The following is a 25,368-nucleotide window of genomic DNA, read 5'->3' as shown; positions in this document are numbered from 1 at the left end:
AGGNNGAAAGCGAGCATCCTGTAGTGTAAATCAACATCACTCTACTCCTTTTACGAAAATTTGGTAATTTAATTGACAGGGATGTTTTTCAACAGAGTAAAGCCAGTTTCTTCATCGAAGTAACTGGCTTTTTACTTATTTTATATAAAATTCTTCATCTAATCTGCTAATATCATTTCTAGAATAAAATTCCATTAAGTAACATATTTCATCATCAGGTATGATAATGTCACAAGTATTCTCTATTTGTTGCATTATTTTCTTAATTTTTAAATATAGCATATAGTCACTATTTATTTTATCTTCTTTATCTTTAAATGGGATTAGAGGCTGTGAGTTTTGAATTCGGTCGATCATGCAACTCATATGAATAACAATTCCCATTAGATCCTCATTTTTGAAAAATTTGTCTGTTTGGACTTGTATATCGTTCAAGGCACGTCTAATCACACTAATTACTTTTTTAGCATCCTTTAAAGAAATAGTCTCTTGTAATGTTTCAGCCATTTTTAAATACGTTTCTTCATAAGTGATCAATTCTTGTATTGTCTTTGTAGCCTTCATATTTAATACATCCTGTAAATGAAACGTATTAAATGGAACATTTATATCAAAATTCGAAACAATACAAACGATACTTCGTTCTTTAGATATATCATTTAACATTTTTTGTAATTCGTCTTTATTTAAAAGGCTAATTGGCACGATTTCTAGCATCTCTTTATCATAGACCAAGTTATTCGTTAGTATATTTTTAATGGCTATTGCACTTCCCTGACCAGTCAGACATGCAGTTAAAATGACAGAACGATTAAATTCAGGTTGTTTCGTTTTATTCGAATGAGAATTGATGAAGAAAGTAGTTAAGTTTCGTACATCCTGATAAAGCTCGTCTAAATTATAACCGAGTGTCGCTTTTCTAGAGGCTTCGATTACATGTGCAGTACTTACCATTTGAATCAGGCGTACTGGAATTGAAAATTCGGCTTCAATTATGTCACCGATATAAGATAGTGACCCCATATCGATACAAAGTAGAATTCCATTTAATTTACCTAAAGATTTAATATAATCTTTTACTCGAATTAGAAAATCTTGTGGTGATTCACTTAATGGCATATCGATTCCAATAACTTCTTCGTTTTCTAACAGTTCATTTGTTACATTTGCCATTTCTCTAGCAATACCATTACCGTGAGCTAATACAATTACTTTTACATTAGAACTAGTCACTTTAAAATCTTCGTTTCCATATACAAAAAACATCGTTATAAATGCTACTTCATCAAATGGGATTGAAACATTTGAAAAATCTTCAATCATTTTTACACATTCAATTGAAACGGAAAACTCTTTTTTATATTGATCTCGGATTTGCGTTATATTTGGATGATAAATTTTCTTGTTTGACTGTATACGCTGTAATAGGGTTTGTATGTGTAGGCTAAGTGCAACGAGTATTTTTTCATTAAATCTCTTACTTAATTTTTCTTCTGCTAGTTTTAATACCTTTTCACTTAGTGTAACGATTTCAGGTTTGATTATTTTTGAGACATTTTCTTTACTAGATAGTTTGCGATTAATAGAAGTTAAATAATGTGTAAAGTAACTTTCGATATCGTTTTCCATTAGTAAGGATAACTCGTCCTGAGCAACACCACGTTGTTTTAGTTCTTCATATTTCGTATCAATTCGGTCATAAATTGTATCTGCAGAATGATCCAATTTTTGGTTACTTGTTATACCCTTTGTTGGTGAAAATTCAAAATGCTCGTTTAAAAGTGTGACTGCATGCTTCACCTTTTTTTCAATGAATAAGCCTTCCTTCACATACCAGTTCAAATCAGTGCTATAAATTCGTATTTTGTCATGTTTATGAGTAATAAAATCTGCGTAAGCCTTTGCACAAGCTAACTGAATATCAGCTTTAAGTTGTCCGATATTGTTTTGACACGGATAAAATAGAAATGAGCGAATAGTATTTGCACTGACAACGATCTCTTTTCCTAGACGAACACTTTCTTCCGTGAAAAATCGTTTAATCAGAGTCAATCTCTCTTCATATGTTCGATCACGAAGAGACGGCAATGTAATGACCATAGGGATCCGGCGTGTAAATGTAGATAATAAAGTGGATCCGGGATCCTCTGTTGTTGCTGAAATGATTAAAACATTCGATGTTCGTTCGTTTTCTGTCTCACCTAGTCTTCTATACAACTTATAATCAATGAACGTAAATAACATTTCTTGACCTTCAGGAGTAAGACGATGAACCTCATCTAAAAATAATATTCCATTATTTGCTTTTTCAAGTAGACCTTTTTGTTCTGTAGCACCTGTATAAGCACCTTTTCTTACACCGAAAAGCTGACCTAACAATAATTGTGGATTATTTGCATAGTCCGCGCAATTAAAAATAATGAATGGAGAATCCTTTTCTAAAACATTCGAACGAATTGCGTAATCATGCATTCTTTTAGCAAAAGCAGATTTACCAACACCAGTCTCACCGAGTATTAACGTATGCATACCATTTGGTGGATAGAGAATAGCTGATCTTGCTTTTTCGATGGCAGGTCTTAAACTAATATTTTCTTCATAAAAATATTCATATTTATAGTTTAAACTTGCTGGATTGTTCTGGAATTGATTCGGTTGTTGTATACTATCAGACTGAAGTTTAAATACAACAGGTCTAGAATTTGTTTTAATTAATAAATTTTCTTTGACTAATTTATTTAAATCACTGCTAACGTTTGCTCGATCTAAACCGAGCTTTTGAGCAATCTCAATAGCGGTAAAACCTTGCTCCTTACTTTGAAGAAAAACTTCATAAATCTGATTTTTTCTGTTCATAATGGCCCACCCATCATAAAGAGTTGTATACTTTTACTATACAGGAAAAAGTAAACGTTTTCACTATATTTAAATTAGTATAACAATTCGTCAAGTACTATGAAAAAGTTAAATATCGAGTAAAATAGTAATAAGGGAGTGAAGTAGTATGGAAATGAATTTAATGCAAAAACAATCATTGAAACTTGCAATGACTCAGGAACTACGACAAGCCATTACAATGCTTCAATTTAATGCCCAAGAACTTACTGATTTTTTATTTGAGCAATCATTAGAAAATCCCTTAATTGAAGTCGAAACTCCTTATAACGATTACACTTCTTCAAAAATCAAACAACAAACTACTTCCAGCGGACAAGGAATGGAGTTATATACTCGAAGAACAGAAACATTACAAGAAGAACTTGTTAGTCAGTTAAATGAGTTGAAAATTGATAATGAGGAATATAAAATTATTAAATATTTAATTTATAACTTAGATAAAAATGGATTTTTGATGGAATCAGATGAAGAGCTTATACATGAATTAAATATTTCTTTCGTCCAGCTACAAATCTGCATTGATACACTTCAACGTTTTGAACCCTCAGGAGTTGGAGCAAGATCGGTTAAAGAGTGCTTATTGATTCAACTAAATGGCCTTGAAGTTGATACAACAATTGCAAAACAGGTCATTAAAGATTATTTTGATCTATTTGTTAATAAAAACTGGAAAGAAATAGCGAAGAAACTTAAGATTAGCTTACCTGATTTACAAAGAGAAATTGACTTGATTTTAACCTTGCAGCCAAGGCCAGGTTTAAATTATTTCCAAGACCAAGTAAATTATGTAGCTCCTGATTTAACAGTTGAAAAAATAGGCGGGGAATTTGTGGTTCTAATTAATGATAAAATTATGCCGCGTTTAAAAGTACTTAATGAATATTCTTCAATATTAAATGGTCAACATGAGAAGGAAGTTTCAACATATTTAAAGGATAAAAATACACAAGTTAACTGGTTAATGAAAAGCTTGGAAGAACGAAAATCAACGATGTTGGCAGTAATGAATCGTATTCTTCGAAAGCAAATTGCTTTTTTTGAAAAAGGTCCTGCAAATTTAAAAACTCTTACTTTAAAAGAGATAGCGGAAGAACTTTCATTACATGAATCGACAATTAGCCGTACTTGTAAAAACAAATATGTACAGACACCGTTTGGTTTATATGAAATGAAGCAATTCTTCCATCAAGGTGTAAGTGTGGACGGCGAGGAGCTTGCATCAACGAGTGTACAGGTATTTATAAAGCAGCTAGTAGATGAAGAAAACAAAGAAAAACCTTTATCAGATCAAAAGCTAGTTGAATTATTAGCTGAAAAACATGGAGTGGAAATCTCTAGAAGAACTGTAGCTAAATATAGAGATATCCTTAGAATTCCTGGTTCATCAAAACGAAAGCGCTTTAGTTAAAAAGGAGAATGGAATGTCGATTAAGTTAACTTTATTTACAAAAGAGAATTGTGGATTATGCGAAGAAGCAAAAGATGCAATTCGTATGGTCCAATCTGAATATGAAATCGAAGTAAATGAAATTGATATTTATTCTGATGATGCATTATTAGAGGAATATCAACTAATGATTCCTGTTATTCAAATTAATGGGGAAACTGTTGCATACGGAAAAATTCATAAGATTGACATATTAAATGCCATAAATGGGTAGTTATCAGTTGAAAGAAATGAATGACCCTGTTACAATATAAATGTAGCAGGGTTATTTCACTTCTGGAGTAAATCTTGTTCAAAAAAACAACGTTGCAAAACGCTGTAATTTTTTTAAAACAAGTGGGACATAATATGTCATAGTGGGACACAATTAGACCCGAGTGAATACTCTGTGAAAGAGGAGATGAAAATGAACCATATTTTAAAGCTACAACAAAAATTATTACCTGATCTAATACCGGTTATCCAAAAGAGATTTCAAATCCTACAATATATACGAATTATGCAGCCGATCGGTCGAAGGAATTTGTCAGCTAGCGTAGGATTAACAGAGAGAGTACTTAGATCAGAAGTTGCTTTATTAAAAGAGCAAAGACTGATTAATGTCGCATCTTCTGGCATGACATTAACGGATGAAGGACTAAGTTTACTTTTAGACCTAGAAGAACCAATGCGTGAACTATTCGGTTTGAAAAATATCGAAGACTTGCTTAAGGAAACATTTAATCTTAAAGAAGTAATCGTTGTTTCAGGCGATAGTGACGAGCTGGACTGGGTAAAAAAGGAGATGGGTCGAGCAGCTGTTGGCTGTATAAACCAAAGGCTAGAAACAAATAATATTGTTGCTGTTACTGGTGGTTCCACTTTAGCTGCTGTAGCTGAAATGATGAATGATGACTCTAAAGATCTAAATACCTTATTTGTACCAGCGCGAGGCGGTTTAGGTGAAGAAGTAAGAAATCAAGCAAATACGATTTGTGCAAAAATGGCTGAAATGGCAAAAGGTAATTATCGATTACTGCACTTGCCAGATGAACTTAGTGAAGAGGCCTATGTAACTATGATGGAAGAACCAAGAGTAAAAGAGGTTCTAAATTTAATTCGATCTTCTTCAATTGTCGTACACGGCATTGGAGATGCATTTACGATGGCAAAACGAAGACAATCTTCATCAGAACAGTTAGAAATCTTAACTGAGTCTGAAGCTGTAGGAGAGGCATTTGGCTATTACTTTAATGAAAATGGTGAAGTTGTATACAGAGTAAGAACAATTGGTTTACAACTGAATGAATTGGAGAATATACCTTATGTACTGGGAGTGGCTGGAGGATCTTCTAAAGCAAAAGCAATGGCATCTTTCTTAAAGAAAGGTCATGTAAACATCCTCGTCACTGACGAAGGAGCAGCAAAAGAGTTAATTAAAGGATGTACCCTTTAAAATAAAAAAAGCTTCTACCTATTAAAAGGAGGAAATTAAAAATGGCAACTAAAATTGGTATTAATGGATTTGGACGTATCGGACGTATGGTTTTCCGCGCAGCTTTAAACAACCCAAACGTAGAGGTTGTAGCAATCAATGACTTAACAGACGCTAAAACTTTAGCTCACTTATTAAAATATGATTCAGTTCACGGTTCAGTAAACGCTGAAGTAGCAGTTAACGGCGATTCAATCGTTGTAAACGGAAGCGAGATCAAAGTAATTGCTGAGCGTGACCCAGCAGTTTTACCTTGGAGCGATTACGAAGTAGAAGTTGTAGTAGAATCTACTGGTCGTTTCACAGATAAAAAAGATGCTGAAAAACACTTAGGTGGATCAGTTAAAAAAGTAATCATCTCTGCACCAGCTTCTAATGAAGATATCACGATCGTAATGGGTGTAAATGATGACAAATATGATGCAGCTAGCCATAATGTAATTTCTAATGCTTCTTGTACAACTAACTGTTTAGCTCCATTTGCTAAAGTATTAGACGAAAAATTCGGTATCAAACGTGGTATGATGACAACTGTTCACTCTTACACAAATGACCAACAAATTTTAGATTTACCACACAAAGATTTACGTCGTGCACGTGCTGCTGCAATGAGCATGATCCCAACAACTACTGGTGCTGCTAAAGCAGTTTCATTAGTATTACCTCAATTAAAAGGTAAATTAAACGGTGGTGCTGTACGTGTACCAACTGCTAACGTATCTTTAGTTGACTTAGTAGTAGAATTAAATGCTGAAGTTACTGCTGAAGAAGTAAATGCTGCATTTAAAGCTGCTTCTGAAGGCGAATTAAAAGGTATCTTAGGATACTCTGAAGAGCCATTAGTATCAATCGACTATAACGGTTGCACAAACTCATCTACAATCGATGCATTATCTACAATGACTATGGAAGGTAACATGGTTAAAATCCTTTCTTGGTACGATAATGAAACTGGTTACTCAACTCGTGTAGTTGACTTAGTAGCTCACATCGCTTCAAAAGGTCTATAATTTTAATAAAAATTAATATGAGGGCGAGGGGATTTTCCTCCCCTCTTTTGTTTGAAAAAATCCTCTTTTGTCACTAATCCAACACAATATTAAAAAATACTCTAGAAATAAATTCCAATTGATGTACATAATCTGTTAAAATTGCGGTGACAATATCACAGAATAGATACGACTTTGTATGAGACGGATCGACCAGTGGAATTGAATATGGATGAATAAAAACAGTACTGGAGGCACCTACTATGAACAAAAAGTCATTACATGACATTGATGTAAAAGGAAAACGCGTATTTTGCCGTGTAGATTTTAACGTACCAATGGCAAATGGTGAAGTAACAGATGATACCCGTATTCGTGCTGCTCTTCCTACGATTCAGTATTTAATAGAAAACGGAGCAAAAGTTATTTTAGCATCTCACTTAGGACGTCCAAAGGGACAAGTAAATGAAGACATGCGTTTAAATGCTGTTGCTACACGTTTAAGTGAAAAATTAGGTAAAAACGTTATTAAAGCTGATGAAGCATATGGACCTAAAGTTCAAGAAGAAATCAGCAAAATGAACGAAGGCGATGTTTTATTATTAGAAAACGTTCGTTTCTACCCAGGCGAAGAGAAAAATGATGAAGCTCTAGCAAAAGAATTTGCTTCATTAGCTGATGTATATGTAAACGATGCTTTTGGTGCTGCACACCGTGCACATGCTACAACTGCTGGTATTGCTAAACATATTCCAGCTGTAGCAGGCTTCTTAATGGAAAAAGAACTTAATGTTTTAGGTAAAGCACTTTCTAATCCAGAGCGCCCATTTACAGCTATTATCGGTGGAGCGAAAGTTCGAGATAAAATTGGTGTAATTGAAAACTTATTAGAAAAAGTAGACAACTTAATCATAGGTGGCGGACTAGCTTATACATTCTTAAAAGCTAAAGGCTATGAAATTGGTCAATCTCTTTTAGAAGAGGATAAAATTGATTTAGCAAATGAATTTATCCAAAAAGCCGAAGCGAAAGGCGTTAAATTCTATATGCCAATTGATGCAATTATAGCTGACAAATTCGGTGAAGATGCTAATACTCAGGAAGTTGATATTGATAGCATTCCTTCAGATTGGCAAGCTCTTGATATTGGACCAAAAACAACTGCTCTTTATGCAGATGTCATTAAAAGCTCTAAATTAGTCATTTGGAATGGACCTATGGGTGTATTTGAAATCGATAAATTTGCACAAGGTACTAAAGGAGTAGCGCAAGCATTAGCAGATTCAGATGCTTACTCAATTATCGGTGGAGGAGACTCAGCAGCTGCTGCTGAAAAATTCGGCCTAGCAGATAAAATGAGCCATATTTCTACTGGTGGCGGTGCTTCATTAGAATTTATGGAAGGTAAAGAACTTCCTGGAGTTGCATTATTAAACGATAAATAAGTCTAATAGCTTTACAATATTTAGTAATTGAAATAGAGTAAGATTTTATGTCTTACCAATTGTTAGGAAGGTGTTTCTCATGCGTAAACCAATTATCGCAGGTAACTGGAAAATGAATAAGACGCTTAACGAAGCAATGACATTCGTTGAGGAAGTAAAAAATAGCATTCCATCATCTGATACAGTAGATTCAGCAGTTTGTGCGCCTGCATTATTTATTGCACCTATGTTATACGGTGTAAAAGGAACTGAATTAAAAATTGGTTCTCAAAATGTAAGTAATCAAGATAGTGGAGCTTATACTGGAGAAATTAGCCCAGTAGCACTTAAAGATTTAGGTGTAACTTATGCGATTATCGGACATTCTGAGCGTCGTGAGTATTATGGCGAAACAGATGAGTTTATTAATAGTAAAACAAAAAAAGCTTTCGAACATGGTCTTACTCCAATTCTTTGCTGTGGCGAAACGCTTGAAGAACGTGAAGGTGGTAAATTTGAGGAAGTTATTCGTACTCAATTAACTGCTGATCTTGCAGGTCTTACAGATGAGCAAGTAAAGAATTTAGTAATTGCATATGAACCAATTTGGGCAATTGGAACAGGTAAATCTGCTACAGAAAAAGATGCACAAGATTCATGTAAATTTGTTCGTGATGTTGTAGTAAGTCTTTATGATGAAACTGTTGCAGAATCTGTACGTGTACAATATGGCGGTAGTGTAAAACCTGAAAATATTAAAGAATATATGGCTCAACCTGATATTGACGGTGCGTTAGTAGGTGGAGCAAGTTTAGAACCAGCTTCTTTCCTTGCATTATTGGAGGCTGTTAAGTAATGAGTAAACAACCAGTAGCGTTAATTATCCTAGATGGATTCGGTTTGCGCGACGAAACATTTGGAAATGCTGTTGCACAAGCGAAGAAACCAAATTATGATAGATATTGGAATAAATATCCTCACGCGCAATTAACTGCTAGCGGTGAAGCAGTCGGTTTACCTGAAGGACAAATGGGTAATTCTGAAGTTGGTCATTTGAATATCGGAGCGGGTCGAATTGTTTATCAAAGCTTAACGCGTGTAAATAAGGCAATTCGTGAAGGCGAATTCGAAAAAAATGATACATTCATCGATGCAATTAAAAGTGCAAAAGAAAAAGACAAAGCATTACATATTTTCGGTCTACTGTCTGATGGTGGTATTCACAGCCATATTAATCACATGTTTGCTTTATTAAAATTAGCTGCTGAAGAAGGCATGGAAAAAGTATATTTACATGCATTCCTTGATGGACGAGATGTTGGTCCAACGACAGCAAAAAAATACATCGATCTAACAGAAGCAAAGTTTAAAGAATATGGTGTCGGAGAATTTGCAACAATTTCTGGCCGTTATTATTCCATGGACCGTGACAAACGTTGGGATCGAGTAGAAAAATGCTATTGTGCAATGGTTTATGGAGAAGGGCCAACTTATACAAGTCCGTATGAATTAATTGAAGATTCGTATGCGAACGGTATCCATGATGAATTCGTTTTACCTTCTGTAATGGTAAAAGAAGATGGAACACCAGTTGCAACAATAAGTGATGATGATTCTATTATCTTCTACAACTTCAGACCTGATCGTGCAATTCAAATTTCAAATGTATTTACAAACGATGATTTCCGTGACTTTGATCGTGGAAGTAAGTTCCCGAAAAATGTTCATTTCGTTTGTTTAACACATTTTAGTGAAACAGTACAAGGTTATGTTGCATTTAAACCAACAAACCTAGATAACACTTTAGGTGAAGTTCTTGCTCAAAATAATTTAAATCAATTAAGAATTGCTGAAACGGAAAAGTATCCACACGTTACATTTTTCTTTAGTGGAGGCCGTGAAGCAGAGTTCCCAGGTGAAGAACGTATTTTGATTAACTCGCCAAAAGTTGCAACATACGATCTGCAACCTGAAATGAGTGCTTATGAAGTAAAAGATGCATTACTTAAAGAGATTGCTGCAGACAAGCATGATGTAATCATCTTAAACTTTGCAAATCCAGATATGGTAGGACATTCAGGAAAACTTGAGCCGACAATTAAAGCAATTGAAGCAGTTGACGAATGTTTAGGAGAAGTAGTTGATGCAATTCTTGCTAAAGGCGGAAAAGCAATCATTACTGCTGACCATGGAAATGCTGATGAGGAAATTACACCTGAGGGTGAACCTATGACAGCTCACACGACTAATCCTGTACCAGTAATTGTTACTGAAGAAGGTGTTACGTTACGTGAAGATGGTATTTTAGGTGACCTAGCTCCAACAGTTCTTGATTTATTAAAAGTAGAGCTACCAAAAGAAATGACTGGTAAATCACTTATTAAATAAGTGAACAGTTAATATAAAAAGTTTTTAATTATGCGTATAACGCAACAAAAGGAGAGATTTTATTATGTCAATGATTATTGATGTTTATGCTCGCGAAGTATTAGATTCTCGTGGTAACCCTACTGTTGAAGTAGAAGTTTATACAGAAGATGGTGGCTTTGGCCGTGCACTAGTACCAAGTGGTGCTTCAACTGGTGAATACGAAGCTGTTGAATTACGTGATGGAGACAAGTCTCGTTACCTTGGTAAAGGTGTTGAGAAAGCTGTAGCTAACGTTAATGATATTTTAGCTGAAGAAATCGTAGGATTCGAAGTAACTGATCAAGTTTCAATCGACCGTCGTATGATTGAGCTAGATGGTACTGAAAACAAAGGTAAATTAGGTGCTAACGCAATCCTAGGTGTATCTATGGCAGTAGCTCGTGCAGCAGCTGATGAATTAGGTTTACCATTATACCAATACCTTGGTGGATTCAATGCGAAACAATTACCAGTTCCAATGATGAACATCATCAACGGTGGTTCTCATGCTGATAATAACGTAGACTTCCAAGAATTCATGATCTTACCTGTAGGTGCTGAAAGCTTTAAAGAAGCAATTCGTATGGGTACTGAAATTTTCCATAACCTTAAAGCTGTATTACATGACAAAGGTTTAAACACAGCTGTAGGTGACGAAGGTGGATTCGCTCCAAACCTTGGTTCAAACCGTGAAGCTTTAGAAGTAATCATGGAAGCAATTGATAAATCTGGTTATAAAGCTGGAGAACAAGTATTCTTAGGAATGGACGTTGCTTCTTCTGAATTCTTTAACAAAGAAACTGGTAAATACGATCTTGCAGGTGAAGGACGCACTGGTGTATCTTCAGCTGAAATGGTTGATTTCTACGAGCAACTTTGCAATGATTTCCCAATCCTTTCAATTGAAGATGGTTTAGATGAAAATGACTGGGATGGTCACAAATTATTAACAGAACGTTTAGGTAGCCGAGTACAATTAGTAGGTGACGATTTATTCGTTACAAACACTAAAAAATTAGCTGAAGGTATTGAAAAAGGTATCGCAAACTCAATCCTTATCAAAGTTAACCAAATCGGTACATTAACTGAAACTTTCGATGCAATCGAAATGGCTAAACGTGCAGGTTACACTGCAGTAGTTTCTCACCGTTCTGGTGAAACTGAAGATAGCACAATCGCTGATATCGCAGTTGCTACAAATGCTGGTCAAATTAAAACAGGTTCTGCTTCTCGTACAGACCGTATCGCTAAATACAACCAATTATTACGTATTCAAGACGAGTTAGGCGAAAGCGCAGTATACCAAGGATTAAAATCTTTCTACAACTTAAGAAAATAATTTAATCAAAACTAAGTGCATTAACGAAAAAACATAATCCATTATAGACACGTTAAAAAGAGAAGGATCGTCACCTTCTCTTTTTTTTATTGCTTAAAATGTTTTCGTTTAAAAAATAGCAATTAACAATAATTGGGATTGATTGTTAAAGAATTTTAATGTTAAAATAAGAATATATGTTCTAATGTGTTCTAAGGAAAGTTAGTTCTTGTGCGGTTAAAATGTAATTGAAATAAGAGAGGGGAAAAAATGTCTAAAACTACTCCAACAGCTTCAAATCCATCAATGGCTTCTTTGTTAAAAAATCCTTTTATCCAGACGATTCTTTCAGCAGGTTTGTTTATTCAAGTTGGTATTTGGATTCGTAATTTTGCAATCTTATTATTTGTTGTGGAAAAGACAAATGGTGATGCAACAGCTGTATCATTGATTTCAGTTGCAGAATTTGCACCGATTTTTATTTTTTCTTTTATCGGTGGAACTTTTGCCGATCGTTGGAAACCAAAGCGTACAATGATATGGTGCGATCTTTTAAGTGCTGTATCTATATTTGTAATATTGTTAGCACTATTATATGGAACTTGGAAGTTTGTATTTTTTGCTACATTAGTTTCAGCAATCTTGTCCCAGTTTTCTCAGCCATCCAATATGAAATTATTTAAAGTTCATGTACCAGGTGAGCAAATGCAAGCAGGTATGTCTATATTTCAAACGATGATGGCAGTGTTTATGATTTTAGGTCCGGTATTAGGTACATTCGTATTTCAACAAGCTGGAATGCATGTTTCGATGGGAATTGTAGGTATTGCTTTTCTTATGTCAGCTTTAGTATTAACAAGATTACCTAAAGATCAAGAGGAAGAAAAGGCAGAACATACAACATCGTTATTGGAAGAGATGAAGTTAGGATTCCAATACGTTTGGTCTCGAAAAATTCTCGTCTATTTAGGTGGAGTATTTGCAGCGGCAGGATTAGGTATAGGTCTTATTCATCCTCTAGCTATTTTTTTAGTAACTGAACGACTAGGATTAGATAAGGAATATTTACAATGGATATTCGCTGCAAATGGAGCGGCTATGATTATAGGTGGTGGCCTAATAATGGTCATATCGAATAAGTTGGCACCGCATGTATTATTATCAATCGGCATGGCGGTCAATGCGATTGGAATATTTGTAATAGGTTGGTCTCAGATGTTCTGGTTAACGCTTGTTGCTGAATTCTTTATCGGACTATTTATGCCTGCATTGCACATTGGTATTAATACAATCATCTTAAAAAATACTGATGAAAAGTTTGTAGGTAGAGTAAACGGTATATTAACACCATTATTTATGGGAGCTATGGTCATTACAATGAGCTTGGCAGGAATTTTAAAGGAGCATTTTTCTTTAGTCTCTATTTATCAAGTATCAGCATTATTATTCGTTATTGGAATCATCATTATGTTACCAATGTTCAAGATTATGAAGAAGAATTTCGTAGTTGAGGCAAAATCAGAAAACTATTAATTGAAGCCTGATTATTCGTTTAGAGTAATCAGGTTTTTTTATGTGACTTTCGAGGAGTATTTAACCATTGAACTCCAAGTTGAATAAAAAATTGAATAGTAAAGATTTTTGGTAAATTAGTCGAATAGATAATTTGTTTGATAGTATGACAAAAGTACCTATTCAACAAGAAAGGATTATTTATTGCCTATCAATTGATATAATAGAGGAACTAGAATTTTACTAAATATTTAAATAAAGGATGAGAAGTTTGAAAGAGAAATACGGCATCATTGATATAGGTTCAAATACAATCAGACTTGTTATATATGAAAAAAGTAAAAGTGGACGTATAAAAGAAATAGAGAATATTAAAACGGTAGCTCGTTTGCGTAAATATTTAAATGATCAAGAAGTTTTGAATACTGAGGGAAAGTATATATTACTTAATTCACTTCTAATGTTTCAGGAAATCACTCGTCATCATCAAATAAGTGAAGTAAAATGTGTAGCGACTGCAACGATTAGACAGTCAGTTAATCGAGATGAAATGATTCAACTAGTGGCTGAAAAAACTGATTTTACATTAGAAATTCTATCAGGTTATGATGAAGCATTTTATGGATTTCTTGCTGTTGTAAATTCTACTTCAATACAAGAGGGGGTTACAATTGATATTGGTGGAGGTAGCACAGAAGTAACATATTTTAAGAATCGTGAAATGGTCCATTTTCATAGTTTTCCATTTGGGGCATTATCTTTAAAGCAGGATTTTATATTGAGTAATATTCCAACTACTGAAGAAATGAAACAACTCACTCAATTTATACAAAAGCAATTTGAATCTTTAGATTGGCTTAGAGATAAGCAAGTACCGATTGTCGCAGTTGGGGGAAGTGCTCGAAATGTAGTGCAAATACATCAAAGTTTGGTTAACTATCCTATCACAGGTATTCATCAATATGAAATGAATTTTGAAGAGATAAACTATATAAAAAAACATCTTTCATCATTAGAGTTTGACCATATTTTAAGAACTGAAGGTTTATCAAAAGATCGTGCTGATATCATCCTACCTGCAATTGAGGTCTTTAAAGAACTTTATTCAATTGTTAATGCGAAAAGCTTTATTTTAAGTAATAAAGGTTTGAGAGATGGAATCTTTATGGAAGAGTTTATATTAAACGGTGAAAAGTTACTTCCTAATGTATTAGACAAAAGTTTTAATGATTTAGAGATTGACTATGAAGTAAATAGAAACCACGTAAATTATATTAAGGATTTAGTAAATCAATTAGTGGAGCAAATTAATTTATACAATTTAAATCAAATAAAGTCTGGAGATAGATTAGATCTAAATCTAGCAGCACGAGTCTATAATATTGGACAATACATAGACGAAGAATCAAGTAGTCAGCATACTTTCTATTTATTATCTAATCGTACAATTGAAGGATTGAGCCATAAAGATCGCATAAAAATTGCCTTAATAGCTTCATATAAAAATAAAAATAGTTTTAAGCAATATGTTAAACCGTTTCTTGATTGGTTTACAGCGGAGGAACTTAAGAAACTACGCTTTTTAGGGATTCTTTTAAAGTTTACTAATAGTCTAAATGGATCGAAAAGAGAAGTAGTAAAGAATATAGAACTTAAATTAAACGAAGATGAACTAATTATACGACTTAAATGTATAGATGATTCAACGGTTGAAGAAATCGAATCTGAAAAACAGATAAAGCAACTAGAAAAAATATTTAATAAAACAACTTGTCTTTATTTTGAAAAGCACAAATCTGAGTGATCAGATTGTGCTTTTTTATTTTAATTAAAAATTGTTAGTAATTAACATTTTTTTCATATATTTACAATTTATTAACATGGCGTTAATAATAGGTAAATTTTAATATTGTAGGATTATGGTGTAGATATTAATTAAAAAATAAAGAGATCGTATTTCTAGAATATGTTCAAAAAGGGTGTAAATGATGATAGCGACAAAAGAGTATAGTGGTAGAAAAATAGAATTAGCAGATCCACAATATTATAATAATCGAGAATTAAGTTGGCTTGCTTTCAATGAACGTGTTTTAGAAGAAGCTTTAGACGTACATAATCCTTTGCTTGAACGGTTGAAATTTTTGGCAATATTTAGTTCGAATTTAGATGAGTTTTTTATGGTACGTTTTGCTGGATTAAAGGATCAAGTAAAAGCGGGTTTTAATAAGCCGGAAAATAAGGCTGGTTTAACACCAAAACAGCAACTTTCACAAATTTCAACAGTTGGTCATGAACTTGTGAATTTACAATATAAAACATTCAGGGAATCATTACTTCCAAAATTAAAACAGGAGAATGTTCATCTAGTGAAATATCATGAGCTTAGTGATCGACAAAAAAATTATTTAGAAAAATACTTTGAAGAGCAAGTACTTCCGGTATTAACACCAATGGCAATCGATGCGTATAGACCATTTCCAATGCTATTAAATAAAAGCTTAAATTTGGCAGTTTATTTAGAGGATATGGCAGAGGAAGGAGAAAAGCGCAATAAATTTGCGATTGTACAAGTCCCTTCTTTATTAAAAAGATTTATATCAATACCTACACTTGATGAAAAGCATTGTTATATTTTATTAGAAGATGCTATTACTGCTTATATACATCTTTTGTTCCGCGGTTTTATCGTACGAGAAGTAGCGCAGTTTAGAATTACAAGAAATGCTGATTTGACGATTCATGAAGAAGGCGCAAGAGACTTACTTCGTGAAATAGAAATAGAGTTAAAAAAACGAAAATGGGGTTTGGCGGTTCGACTTGAAATTGGACAGTCTGGCGCGAGTGATTACATTTTAAACTATTTATTAGAAGAGCTAGATGTACACGGTAAGGATGTATATAAGCTTGATGGTCCACTAGATTTAACCTTTTTATTTAGTTTTTATAAAGAATTAGAAAAATATAAAGAGCATCTAGTATATGAAACATTAATCCCGCAGCCACCGCAAGACCTTGAATCTGATGAGGATATCTTTGAAAAAATATTGGAACAAGATTTATTGCTTCATCATCCATACGAATCATTTGAGCCGGTATTAGATTTTGTATTAGATGCAGCAAATGATCCTGACGTCTTAGCGATTAAACAAACTTTGTATCGAGTAAGTGGTGATTCCCCAATTATTGAGGCGTTAAAGCGCGCAGCAGAAAATGGTAAACAAGTAACTGTTCTCGTAGAGTTAAAAGCTCGTTTTGACGAAGAAAACAATGTACATTGGGCAAAGGAATTAGAAAAAGAGGGCTGCCATGTTATTTATGGAATGACCCATTTAAAAACGCATAGTAAAATCACACTTGTTGTTCGTAAAAAGAATGGAAGAATTGAACGATTTGTCCACCTGGGCACTGGCAACTATAATGATGCAACTGCAAAAGTATATACGGATATGGGGCTAATGACTGCTAATCGTCAAATCGGAGTAGATGCTACAAATTTTTTTAACTTCTTAAGTGGGTTTATGGAAAAGCCTGACTTTAGGCATTTATCCGTCGCTCCGTATAGTATTCGTCATGATTTTATACGAATGATTGATGAGGAAATTGCTTTTCATAAACAGTATGGAAATGGAAGAATTATCGCCAAAATGAATTCTTTAACTGATAAGCAAATTATTATGAAGTTATATGAAGCATCTAAAGCTGGGGTAAAGATTGACTTAATTGTTCGTGGAACTTGCTGCTTGCGTCCTCAAATAAAAGGTGTTAGCGAAAATATTCGTGTCATTAGTATCGTTGGGCGATTTTTAGAGCATAGTCGAATATATTATTTTTATCATAATGGGGAGCAGAAAATCTTTTTATCATCTGCTGATTTGATGACACGTAATATGGAAAAACGAGTTGAAATCTTTTTTCCTATATTCGCTGATCATATAAAAAAGCGAATTATGAGTATCCTACTTATGATGCTCTTCGATACTGCTAAAGCACGTGAGCAAGATGAAAATGGCGTATATCAGTATGTAAAAAGCACTGGAAAAGAGAAATATAATAGTCAAAGTGAATTGTTTAATTTGGCATATAATGTGCGGGATGATGAAGAGTAATACTTTAGTTGAAACTACTCTGTATGACCTTCAACCCCCTTTAGTGCATTTTAGGGGTAGAAAAAGCAGGGAATAAGATATTAAAAAGACCCACATGGATTTAATAATCTTGCGGGTCTTTTTATGAAGTTTATGTCTGTTCTTGAATGAAAAGTAACCGATCTACTTATTTTTTTTCGATCTTCTAGCAAACCCAATTGCGATAATGAGTGCTCCAATTGAGTCTGCGATTAGATCTGTCATAGTATCAAAATTACCGCCGCCTTGAGTATTAGTTCCGAAAAATTGGTCGCTACTGAATTCCCAAATTTCCCATAAGGCTCCACAAAATACTCCAAATGAAAATACAAATAGAAAAATGAATCCAGCGGACATTTCACTTCGAGACTGTTTGGTTGTCAGTTTTCCCATTAAATCAACTGCTAAAAACGCGACTAGCGTGCCACTTAGAAAATGTAAAAACGTATCCCACCAGCCTAAGCTATAAAATCTAAGCATTGAACCAAGACATAGGGACCCTATTAAAAAAGCAAAATAAGAGAGAATAAACGGAAATGCAAATCGAATTTTAAAAAACTTATCTAATATGAGCGGCACGAGTGCACAAGCAAAGCCACCTAGTGCGATTGGATACCGATAAGAATCGTCTTTTATGAAGAAAATGACGAACAAGACAAGCATTACAATTGCAAAGACAATACTTAAAATTGTTTGTATGCCTCTTTTCATTTCGAATCCCCCATTCATTCTGTTTTTTATCTCAATTCATACAGCAATACAAAACATGCTTAGCTTAAAATCCTAAAAATGAGCTTAAATTTGACACAAAATGTTCATCAAATTGATGGAAAATTGTTAAAAATTAACCTATAGAATTAGGAAATTTGGATTAGTATTAAATATGGATATGAGTTGCAATTAGTTGGGAGGATAATTATGAACTTTTTCGCATACTTAAAAGAATATATTTGGTATACTATAAAAACATATTTACTTCCATTTATTATTGTAATTGTTTCAATAGTAATTGTTTTTTGGAGATTATTAGGTGATGAATTTACATTTAAATACATACGATTAGAAATAATCTATTTCACTTGTTTTTTCTTATTAGTATCTTTTACAACATATGAGATGAAGGGGCATAAAAATGAATAATTGGGAAGGATTAATTTCGGCGAAGGATCGAACAAAAATCTATTTGCGAAAATATATTCCTGCTGAACCAATTGCTGTGATTCAAATTGTACATGGAATGGCAGAGCATGGTGGAGCTTATGATAAGTTTATTGAATATTTAGTTCATAATCAGTTTGCAGTCTTTATTCATGATCAAAGAGGTCACGGGAAAACTGCTGCGCTTGAAGATGATTTAGGTTTTTTTGGTGAAGAAATTGGCTGGGATGAAGTTGCTAAAGATATCATTTTTATAAGTAAGATGATAAGGAAAGAACTAAAAGATATCCCTTTAATTCTATTTGGACATAGTATGGGATCTTATTTGAGCAGACGAGTAGTTCAATTAAATGGAGGACTATACGATGGGCTAATTATTTCTGGAACCGGATACGATCCAGGAATACTTAGAAAATTAGGCGTCTTTATTTCTAGTGCAGAAGCATTTTTGATTGGTGCCAATAAGAGAAGTAAAATTTTAGACTTTTTAACTTTTGGAAACTTCAATAATCATTTTAAGTTTCCTAAAACAAAATATGATTGGTTAACAAGAGATGAAGCTGAAATTGATCGTTATATAAAAGATCCATTTTGTGGATTTATTTGTTCTTCAAGTTATTATCGCGAACTGTTGAAAGGCATTGGAATTATACATCGTAAAGAGGAAATAAAGAAAACACCAACTTCATTGCCAATTTATATTTTTTCTGGAGATAAAGATCCAGTTGGTCAAAATGGTGAAGGTGTAAAGAAGGTTTATGGGCTATATAAAGATATTGGTTGTTCAAATATAAAGTTGAAATTATATGAAGAAGGTCGTCATGAGATGCTTCATGAAACAAATAAAGATGAAGTTCATCAAGATGTAAAAACTTGGATAGAAGAAACAATCTTAATTCATTAAATAAGTGTTGTACTCTCATATTGAAGTATAGTATTCTTCATAGTAGAATAGGAAGTAACAGTACTTTACTGTGGAGGTGAAGAAATGCATACGTTTTTATCTGTACTTTTAATTATTGTTTCAGTACTTATGATTGTTTTAGTTTTACTTCAATCTAGTAAAAGTAACGGCCTATCAGGAGCGATATCTGGTGGTGCTGAGCAACTGTTTGGCAAGCAAAAAGCTCGTGGTTTTGAACTAGTTTTACAAAGAATAACAGTTGTTGTAGCAGTTTTATTCTTCATTCTAACGATTGCTGTAACATATTTTAAACTGTAATAAACAAGCTACCTAAAAGGGTGGCTTTTTATTTTGCTAAACATTTCTTTTGGATAGGAAGATATTTTTCTTAATGATTAAAAAAATACAGCCAGTTTTTTGGCTGTATTTTAGTATGTAGACAAAATCTTAAATATTACCCTTTCATTGCAGCCCATTCTTCTTTACTTGGACCGTACATTCCTGGAATTGCTAGTCCAGCTTGACGCATTAATACAGTCATTTGGCCACGGTGATGCGTTTGATGTGAAATTGCCATGCGAAGTAATGCATGGATAGGCATTTCAAGGAATCCAAAAGCGTTAATGATTTGATTTAAATCTTTTTCTTTCCATTCTTTTTGTGCTGCTTCAATCATAGCTTTACTAGCTTCTGCGTATTTTTCGGTAATTTCCTTCGCAGTTGCAGGCATCTCTTCTTTGCTCATAGATGCTTCGAATTGCAATCCTGATTGTGAAATGATCGCTTTAATTGCTGTAGTTATATGCCAAGCTAATTCTCCCAAAGAGCTAAAATCTTCACCAATTGATTGATCTAGTGATTCATCTGTCATAGCATTTAGTAATTTGATTGTGCTTGATTCTTCCATTTTCCATTCAGTAATAAATTCTTCAACATTATTAAACATAACGTATCCTCCTTTTGTTGGTTAAATTACCAACATTATTATTACCACACCTTTCATTAAATCATAACTAGTTAATTAAAAAAACTGTTTATTGGTAAATTCTTCAATTGAAAGGTAAAATAAAAGAACAATTTCTTTACGTAAAATTAGTTAAATATTATTATTAATTATTTATATTGAAGATATCGATTATTAATTTAAATAAACAAAATCATTTAAAGATAATATAAGAGTAACGAAAGAAAAATGGATAGAAAAGTTTTGGAGTGAGTATATATGAGAGTAACAATGCCGAAGCCATTTACATTTGAAGGTGGAGATCGAGCAGTTTTATTATTACATGGATTTACAGGACATTCTGCGGATGTTCGAATGCTTGGCCGTTTTTTAGAAAAACAAGGTTATACTTGCCATGCACCGCACTATAAAGGGCATGGTGTACCACCAGATGAGCTTGTTCATACTGGACCAGTGGACTGGTGGAAGGATGTAATGGAAGCTTATCAACTACTAAAGGATAAGGGACATCAAAAAATTGCAGCGGTAGGTCTTTCCTTAGGAGGAGTATTTGCACTAAAGCTAGGTTATACTGTTCCTTTGAATGGTATTGTCACAATGTGTTCGCCAATGTACATAAAAAGTGAAGAAATTATGTATGAAGGTGTCTTAGCTTACACAAGAGAGTTTAAAAAACGTGAAGGGAAATCTCCTGAACAAATTGAAGTAGAAATGGAAGAGTTTAAAAAAACTCCGATGAATACATTAAAAGCTCTTCAAGGTTTAATTAAAGAAGTGCGTGAAAATGTTGATACAGTATATGCACCAACGTTTGTCATACAATCTACTGTAGACGAGATGATTAATACAGACAGCGCAAATATTATTTATAATGAAGTGCAATCTGATCAGAAAAAATTAAAGTGGTACGAAAATTCAACACATGTTATTACGCTTGGACAGGAAAAAGACATGTTACATGAAGATGTTCTAGCATTTCTTAATGAATTGGAATGGTAGAATGAAATCTTTCTGGACAAACTTAAACTAAATACCCTTTAACAGTTAGAAAAAGGAGGGAAAGTATGAATCAACAATGGAAAGAAAAATTATTGGAATTGATGAAAAGTGATGATTATAAGCCTTTAAATATCCAAGGGATAGAAGAGGCTATGGAGTTGACTGATGCAAGTGACTTTCGAGAAGTAGTAAAAACGCTCGTTATTTTAGAAGATGAGGGTTATATTGTACGTTCTCGAAATAATAAATATAGTTTACCTGATCAATCTAATTTAGTTAGAGGTAAATTAACGGGCCATGCTAAAGGCTTTGCGTTTGTCATTCCAGAAGAAGCAGGGGCAGAAGATGTATTTATTCCACCGTCAGATTTAAATGGTGCTTTACATGGAGACATCGTTTTAGCTCGTATTACAAAAGAAAAAAGTGATGCACGTAGAGAAGGTACAATTGTAAAAATTATTGAACGTGGCCAAACGAAAATGGTAGGTACATACCAGGCTCAGAAAAGTTTCGGTTTCGTTGTTCCTGATGATAAGCGATTCGGGAGCGATATTTTTATTACAAAGAGTAATTCTCAAGGCGCAGTGGAAGGTCATAAAGTTGTTGTAGAGCTTACTCAGTTTCCTGAGAATGGGAAAAATGCAGAGGGTATTGTAGTCCAAGTACTAGGACATAAAAATGATCCTGGTGTTGATATTTTATCGGTTATTCATAAGTTTGATTTACCTCAAGAATTCCCTAAGGAAGTAATGGATCAAGCGAATGCTGTACCGGATGAGATTGATGAATCAGCTATTGGCACTCGTCGCGATCTTCGTGATGAACAAATTGTAACGATAGATGGAGCAGATGCAAAGGACTTAGATGATGCCGTTACAGTAACAGCGCTTGAAAATGGTCATTACAAGTTAGGGGTACATATTGCAGACGTATCATACTATGTGACGGAGAGCTCACCGATTGATCAAGAAGCACATGATCGTGGAACAAGTATTTACTTAGTTGACCGAGTTATACCGATGATTCCACATCGTTTATCGAATGGTATTTGTTCATTAAATCCAAAAGTAAATCGATTTACACTTTCATGTGAAATGGAAATTGACCAAAAAGGTGAAGTTGTTAAGCATGAAATTTTTGAAAGTATCATTAAAACAACTGAACGAATGACATATAGCGATGTAAATAAACTATTGGATGAGCAAGATGCTGAATTGCGTGAACGTTACGAACCGTTAGTCCCAATGTTTGAGGAAATGGCTACGTTAGCGAAAATCTTACGTAATAGACGTATGACTCGTGGAGCAATCGATTTTGATTTTAAAGAATCAAAAGTATTAGTTGATGAAGAAGGTCATCCAACTGAAGTCGTCATTCGTGAGCGCTCAACTGCAGAAAAACTAATTGAAGAATTTATGCTTGTAGCGAATGAAACAGTTGCTGAGCATTTCCATTGGCTAAATGTACCGTTCATGTATCGTGTTCATGAGGATCCAAAAGAAGAAAAGTTACAACGATTCTTTGAATTTATTGCATCATTTGGTTATACAGTAAAAGGTGCTGGAAATGAAATTCATCCTAGAGCGTTGCAACAAGTTCTAGAGATGGTTCATGGGCAACCAGAAGAGACTGTCATTTCAACAGTTATGCTTCGTTCAATGAAACAAGCGAAATACGAGGCTGATAATCTTGGCCATTTCGGATTAGCAGCGGAGTATTATACTCATTTCACATCACCGATTCGTCGATATCCGGATTTAATTGTTCATCGATTAATTCGTAAATATTTAATCGAAGGAAAAATGGATAGTGAGACAAAACGTGAGTGGGATGATAAATTACCTGCAATCGCCGAACATGCATCCAATATGGAGCGTCGCTCAGTTGAAGCAGAAAGAGAAACTGATGATTTGAAAAAAGCAGAGTACATGCTTGATAAAATTGGTGAAGAGTATGAAGGGATTATCAGCTCTGTAACAAATTTCGGTATGTTCATTGAACTGCCAAATACAATTGAAGGGTTAGTTCGAGTTGCTGATTTATCAGATGACTATTATAACTATGACGAACGTACTTACGCGATGATTGGTGAAAGAACAGGGAAAATCTTCAGGATTGGTGATGAAGTATCTGTTCGAGTAGTTAATGTTAATAAAGAAGAACGTGCAATCGATTTTGAAATTGTTGGTATGAAGTCGAACAAACCTCGTAGAAGCGGCGGTAGAGGACCGGTTAATCTTGGCGGTGGCTCAGGTAGCGGCAGAGGACGAGATGGACGCGGAAGAGGTTCTTCATCAGATCGAAATGGAGACAGCTCTCGCAGTGGCCGTTCTCGCGGAAGACGTGGAGATAGTTCACGAGGAGATAGTTCACCTAGAAATGACGACAGAGATAGCGCACGTGGTGGTAAATCATCGAGAAATAAACGCGATGATCGTTTTAATCCAACGAAAAGTAAAAGTAAGAGCAAAAAGAACAAACCTTTTTATGAAAAAGTAGCAAAAGGTAATAAAAAGCGATAGTAAGTAAAAAGCAGTGGACAAAATTGTCCACTGCTTTATGTATACAAACATAATTTATGGTAAAATAAGTAAAGATAGAGAGGTGTTATTTATGCCAAAAGGTGAAGGGAAAGTAATTGCTCAAAATAAAAAAGCGTACCATGATTATTTTATCGAAGAAACGTATGAAACAGGTATCGTTTTACAAGGTACTGAAATAAAATCATTACGTGCTGGAAAAGCTAATTTAAAGGATTCTTTTGCACGAGTTCAAGGTGGAGAAGTATGGCTTCATAATATGCATATTAGTCCATATGAACAAGGCAATCGCTACAATCACGAGCCATTACGCACGCGTAAATTATTGCTACATAATAGAGAAATCGTGAAATTAATCGGTTATACAAAGGAAACAGGTTATACTTTAGTTCCATTAAAAATCTATTTAAAAAATGGCTATGCTAAGCTATTACTTGGATTAGGTAAAGGTAAGAAGCAATATGATAAACGTGATGATTTAAAGAAAAAAGAAGCAAAACGTGAAGTAGAGCGTGCATTCAGGGATCGTCAACGAATCTAATTGGATAAATGTTGAAGTATTGGAATTCTGTTTTTCTTTTAGAAACAATTGTTAATTGCAACTTCAAATGGATATGCTATAATAAGTTTGTAAGTTAATCAGCAACACAAATTGCACGATGTGCAGTTTTTATAAATTATGAAGCCTTTGCTTTATGCTTCGTAAGTCACTCATAGCGAACAGAACTGAATAAGTTATGTGAGCATTTTATATGGGGACGTTACGGATTCGACAGGGGTAGTTCGAGCTTAAGTTGCGAGTCGAGGGGTCGGCCTCGTTAAAACGCAAAAGCCAATAACTGGCAAAAACAACAATTTCTCTTTAGCTGCTTAATTGCACTAAAGGCTCCTCCTATGTATCGCCCATGTGCATAGCTTAGAGGGGTTCACTCATTAGTGGGCTACGCCGGACCTCACCGTCTGAGGGGAAAGGAAGAGATTAACCAGACTAGCTATCAGGAAGCCTGTCATTGGGCCAAATGGTATGCGAAATTCTAATACAGTGACTACGCTCGTAGAAGCTTAAGTGCCGATATTCTTGGACGTGGGTTCGACTCCCACCGTCTCCACCAATACATACTGTTTGGTGGTTTTTTTATGTCTTGTGACGTAAAGCATAAGATTTCCGTTCGGAAAGCTTATGCTTTAGGTTGTGCCCATATAATTGT

Annotated in this window: 20 protein-coding genes and 1 other RNA gene; 18 read left to right on the top strand and 3 right to left on the bottom strand. The window is 34.2% G+C overall.

What is annotated here, in order from left to right; genetic code table 11:
- Positions 1 to 135: 135 nt before the first annotated feature.
- Positions 136 to 2,856, bottom strand: a complete 2,721-nt coding sequence (locus CN946_RS09485; protein WP_098860906.1) for a sigma-54-dependent transcriptional regulator — start codon at positions 2,854 to 2,856, stop codon at positions 136 to 138.
- A 148-nt stretch (positions 2,857 to 3,004) separates the two neighbouring features.
- Here CN946_RS09485 and rpoN point away from each other — a divergent pair, with 148 nt between their 5' ends.
- The 11 genes from rpoN (at position 3,005) to CN946_RS09430 (ending at position 17,577) form a co-directional block, all read left to right on the top strand.
- On the top strand, positions 3,005 to 4,306 hold the full coding sequence (gene rpoN, locus CN946_RS09480) for an RNA polymerase factor sigma-54 (protein WP_098860905.1): 1,302 nt from the start codon (positions 3,005 to 3,007) through the stop codon (positions 4,304 to 4,306).
- Between the two features lie 19 nt (positions 4,307 to 4,325).
- Positions 4,326 to 4,559, top strand: a complete 234-nt coding sequence (locus CN946_RS09475; RefSeq protein ID WP_098860939.1) for a glutaredoxin family protein — start codon at positions 4,326 to 4,328, stop codon at positions 4,557 to 4,559.
- A gap of 192 nt (positions 4,560 to 4,751) precedes the next feature.
- Entirely contained in the window at positions 4,752 to 5,780 is a 1,029-nt protein-coding gene (locus CN946_RS09470; protein ID WP_098860904.1) for a sugar-binding transcriptional regulator, read from the top strand.
- A 41-nt stretch (positions 5,781 to 5,821) separates the two neighbouring features.
- Entirely contained in the window at positions 5,822 to 6,829 is a 1,008-nt protein-coding gene (gene gap, locus CN946_RS09465) for a type I glyceraldehyde-3-phosphate dehydrogenase (RefSeq protein WP_098860903.1), read from the top strand.
- A 242-nt stretch (positions 6,830 to 7,071) separates the two neighbouring features.
- A complete protein-coding gene (locus tag CN946_RS09460) occupies positions 7,072 to 8,253 on the top strand; it encodes a phosphoglycerate kinase (protein WP_098860902.1) in 1,182 nt (393 codons plus the stop codon).
- Between the two features lie 79 nt (positions 8,254 to 8,332).
- Positions 8,333 to 9,088: a triose-phosphate isomerase gene (gene tpiA / locus CN946_RS09455; protein WP_098860901.1), complete on the top strand. Its 756-nt coding sequence runs from the start codon at positions 8,333 to 8,335 to the stop codon at positions 9,086 to 9,088.
- Positions 9,088 to 10,620, top strand: a complete 1,533-nt coding sequence (gpmI, locus tag CN946_RS09450; RefSeq protein ID WP_098860900.1) for a 2,3-bisphosphoglycerate-independent phosphoglycerate mutase — start codon at positions 9,088 to 9,090, stop codon at positions 10,618 to 10,620. The genes tpiA and gpmI overlap by 1 nt, the downstream gene beginning before the upstream one ends.
- 64 nt (positions 10,621 to 10,684) lie before the next feature.
- A complete protein-coding gene (gene eno / locus CN946_RS09445; protein WP_098860899.1) occupies positions 10,685 to 11,980 on the top strand; it encodes a phosphopyruvate hydratase in 1,296 nt (431 codons plus the stop codon).
- Between the two features lie 249 nt (positions 11,981 to 12,229).
- Positions 12,230 to 13,492: an MFS transporter gene (locus CN946_RS09440; RefSeq protein WP_098860898.1), complete on the top strand. Its 1,263-nt coding sequence runs from the start codon at positions 12,230 to 12,232 to the stop codon at positions 13,490 to 13,492.
- Positions 13,493 to 13,733: 241 nt separating this feature from the next.
- Complete coding sequence (locus tag CN946_RS09435; RefSeq protein WP_098860897.1) at positions 13,734 to 15,275, top strand: Ppx/GppA family phosphatase; 1,542 nt, start codon at positions 13,734 to 13,736, stop codon at positions 15,273 to 15,275.
- Positions 15,276 to 15,459: 184 nt separating this feature from the next.
- Complete coding sequence (locus CN946_RS09430) at positions 15,460 to 17,577, top strand: RNA degradosome polyphosphate kinase (protein ID WP_098860896.1); 2,118 nt, start codon at positions 15,460 to 15,462, stop codon at positions 17,575 to 17,577.
- Positions 17,578 to 17,739: 162 nt separating this feature from the next.
- Here CN946_RS09430 and CN946_RS09425 read toward each other — a convergent pair whose 3' ends face one another.
- Positions 17,740 to 18,306, bottom strand: coding sequence for a DUF2238 domain-containing protein (locus CN946_RS09425; RefSeq protein WP_098860895.1), 567 nt, complete (start codon positions 18,304 to 18,306; stop codon positions 17,740 to 17,742).
- 207 nt (positions 18,307 to 18,513) lie between these two features.
- Between CN946_RS09425 and CN946_RS09420 the strand changes: the two genes are divergently transcribed.
- From CN946_RS09420 to secG, 3 genes are all read left to right on the top strand, one after another.
- Positions 18,514 to 18,735 (top strand): hypothetical protein, encoded by a 222-nt coding sequence (locus tag CN946_RS09420; protein ID WP_098860894.1) that lies wholly within the window; start codon positions 18,514 to 18,516, stop codon positions 18,733 to 18,735.
- On the top strand, positions 18,728 to 19,657 hold the full coding sequence (locus CN946_RS09415; protein WP_098860893.1) for an alpha/beta fold hydrolase: 930 nt from the start codon (positions 18,728 to 18,730) through the stop codon (positions 19,655 to 19,657). Before CN946_RS09420 ends, CN946_RS09415 begins: the two co-directional genes overlap by 8 nt.
- Positions 19,658 to 19,741: 84 nt before the next feature.
- Positions 19,742 to 19,975, top strand: coding sequence for a preprotein translocase subunit SecG (gene secG, locus CN946_RS09410; RefSeq protein WP_025569105.1), 234 nt, complete (start codon positions 19,742 to 19,744; stop codon positions 19,973 to 19,975).
- Between the two features lie 136 nt (positions 19,976 to 20,111).
- Here secG and CN946_RS09405 read toward each other — a convergent pair whose 3' ends face one another.
- Positions 20,112 to 20,603, bottom strand: coding sequence for a DinB family protein (locus tag CN946_RS09405; RefSeq protein WP_098860892.1), 492 nt, complete (start codon positions 20,601 to 20,603; stop codon positions 20,112 to 20,114).
- A gap of 276 nt (positions 20,604 to 20,879) precedes the next feature.
- On the opposite strand from CN946_RS09405, the gene CN946_RS09400 reads away from it, so the two are divergent.
- From CN946_RS09400 to ssrA, 4 genes are all read left to right on the top strand, one after another.
- Positions 20,880 to 21,620, top strand: a complete 741-nt coding sequence (locus CN946_RS09400) for an alpha/beta hydrolase (protein WP_098860891.1) — start codon at positions 20,880 to 20,882, stop codon at positions 21,618 to 21,620.
- A gap of 65 nt (positions 21,621 to 21,685) precedes the next feature.
- Positions 21,686 to 24,142 (top strand): ribonuclease R, encoded by a 2,457-nt coding sequence (rnr, locus tag CN946_RS09395; RefSeq protein WP_098860890.1) that lies wholly within the window; start codon positions 21,686 to 21,688, stop codon positions 24,140 to 24,142.
- A gap of 91 nt (positions 24,143 to 24,233) precedes the next feature.
- Positions 24,234 to 24,701 (top strand): SsrA-binding protein SmpB, encoded by a 468-nt coding sequence (gene smpB / locus CN946_RS09390; RefSeq protein WP_056469927.1) that lies wholly within the window; start codon positions 24,234 to 24,236, stop codon positions 24,699 to 24,701.
- Between the two features lie 213 nt (positions 24,702 to 24,914).
- Positions 24,915 to 25,272: a transfer-messenger RNA gene (gene ssrA / locus CN946_RS09385) on the top strand.
- The last annotated feature ends 96 nt before the right edge of the window (positions 25,273 to 25,368 follow it).

This window comes from Bacillus sp. AFS053548 (assembly GCF_002575105.1).
Taxonomy (GTDB): Bacteria; Bacillota; Bacilli; order Bacillales; family Bacillaceae_G; genus Gottfriedia.
The sequence above is the reverse complement of the archived record's forward strand: the minus strand, read 5'-3'. Positions and strand labels throughout refer to the sequence as shown.